Annotated in this window: 2 protein-coding genes; one reads left to right on the top strand and one right to left on the bottom strand. The window is 74.5% G+C overall.

From position 1 onward, the window contains the following. The first annotated feature begins 106 nt into the window (after positions 1-106). Positions 107-670, top strand: a complete 564-nt coding sequence (locus ACOADB_RS21825; protein WP_378603512.1) for a DUF4190 domain-containing protein — start codon at positions 107-109, stop codon at positions 668-670. Positions 671-724: 54 nt separating this feature from the next. On the opposite strand, the gene ACOADB_RS21820 is transcribed toward ACOADB_RS21825, so the two are convergent. Then, positions 725-1,771, bottom strand: a complete 1,047-nt coding sequence (locus ACOADB_RS21820; protein WP_378603510.1) for a UDP-N-acetylmuramate dehydrogenase — start codon at positions 1,769-1,771, stop codon at positions 725-727. Between the last annotated feature and the right edge of the window lie 128 nt (positions 1,772-1,899).

The following is a 1,899-nucleotide window of genomic DNA, read 5'->3' as shown; positions in this document are numbered from 1 at the left end:
GCGCTGGCGGACATCGACGCGTGGCTGGCCGCCCCCGAACAGGACGCCTGAACACCCACGGCGCCCGGACGGTTTGGAGCGTGCCCGGGACTGGGACAATGACGCCATGAGCGACCAGCCGCCCCTGACTCCCCCGTCGCAGCCGTCGCCGGGATTCGAGCCCTACCAGGCTCCGGCGTACGGCGACGTCGCTCCCGATGCGCCCACCCAGCAGGCACCCGCGGGTTCCGCCCCGGTCCCGCCCGCGCCGCCGTACCCGGTCGCCCCGGGGCCGTACCCCGTCACGCCTGCGCCGCACGCGGCGGCGCCGTACCCGGGCTCGCCGTCGCCGTACCAGGTCGCGCCGCAGTACATCCGGCACGTCGCGCCGACGCACCCGATGGCGACCACGTCGCTGGTGCTCGGCATCAGCGGCCTGGTCGGGCTGCTGCTCACGCCGGTCTTCTTCGTGACCTTCCTGGCCGTGCTGTGCTCGCCCTTCGCCATCTGGACCGGCCTTCGGGCGCGCCGCGAGATCCGGGCCAACCCCCAGGCCTTCACCGGCGAGGGGCTCGCCACGGGCGGCTTCGTCACCGGGATCATCGGCCTGGTCCTCGCGGTGCTCGGGTTGCTGGCCATCCTGGCCATCGCGGGCCTGTTCATCGCGGCGCTGAGCTCCGCGAACGGCTGACCTTCCGCCCCGCCTTCCGCCCCGCCTTCCGCCCGACCTTGCTCCCGGGCTGTCTCAGAGCACGCAGCCGACGAGCACGGGCTCGTTGACCAGCGCGACGCCGAAGCGCGCCTCGACGCCGTCGCGGACCTCACGGGCGAGGTCGAGCAGCTCCACCGTCGACGCGCCACCACGGTTCGTGAGCGCGAGGGTGTGCTTGGTCGACAAGGAGACGCGGGCGTCCGGCCGGTCGAGCCCGAAGCCCTTGCCGAAGCCGGCCCGCTCGATCAGCCAGGCCGCGCTGGTCTTCACCCGCCCGTCGTCCTGGGGGTACGACGGCGCTCCCTCCGGAACCCGGTCGGGCTCGACGAACGGGTTGGTGAAGAACGACCCGGCACTCCACGTGTCGTGGTCCGCAGCGTCGAGCACCATGCCCTTGCCGCGCCGCAGGCCGAGGACGGCTTCCCGGACCTCCGCCAGCGGGGCCCGGTCACCGACCTGGACGCCCAGGGTGCGGGCCAGCTCGGCGTAGCCGACCGGTGCCGACTGCTCGCCGGGGTGGAACTCGAACGTGACGTCGAGGACGACGTGGCGGCCGGGATCGGCCTTGAAGCGCGAGTGGCGGTAGCCGAACTGGCAGTCGGCCGCAGCGAAGCTGCGCTGTCCGCGCAGCACCCGGTCCCAGACCCGGACCCGGGCGATGGTCTGGGCGACCTCCTGGCCGTAGGCGCCGACGTTCTGGATCGGGGTGGCCCCGACGGTCCCGGGGATCCCGGAGAGGGCCTCGACGCCGGTCCAGCCCTCGCTGACAGCCCGGGCCACGAAGGCGTCCCAGGGTTCGCCGGCCGCGACCGTCACCGACGCGATCCCGCACGCGTCGCCGTCGACATGGACGCCGCCACCGGTCAGGTGCACGACCGTCCCGGCGAAGCCCTCATCGGCGACCACCAGGTTGCTGCCGCCGCCCACCAGGAGCACCTGCTCGCCGGCCGCGTCGGCGGCCGACACGGCGGCGACCAGCTCGTCGGCGTCGTCGACCGCGACGTAGCGGGTGGCCGGGCCGCCCAGGCGCAGCGTCGTGAGGTCCGCGAGGGCGGGGTCGGCGACGACCGGGTCAGCCACGAATGGTCGCCTTGGGTGCGCCGAGCACCTTGGTCCCGTCGGAGGTGACCACGAGCGCCAGCGCGAGCAGGTCGTCGGTCCGGGCGCCGACCGTGCCCGAGACGGTCACCCGCGCCGCTCCCGTGGCG

The sequence above is a fragment of the Nocardioides sp. CPCC 206348 genome (assembly GCF_048654705.1).
In the GTDB taxonomy this organism is placed as follows: domain Bacteria; phylum Actinomycetota; class Actinomycetes; order Propionibacteriales; family Nocardioidaceae; genus Nocardioides.
Note: the sequence above shows the minus strand (reverse complement) of the source record. Positions and strands in the feature narration are given on the sequence as shown.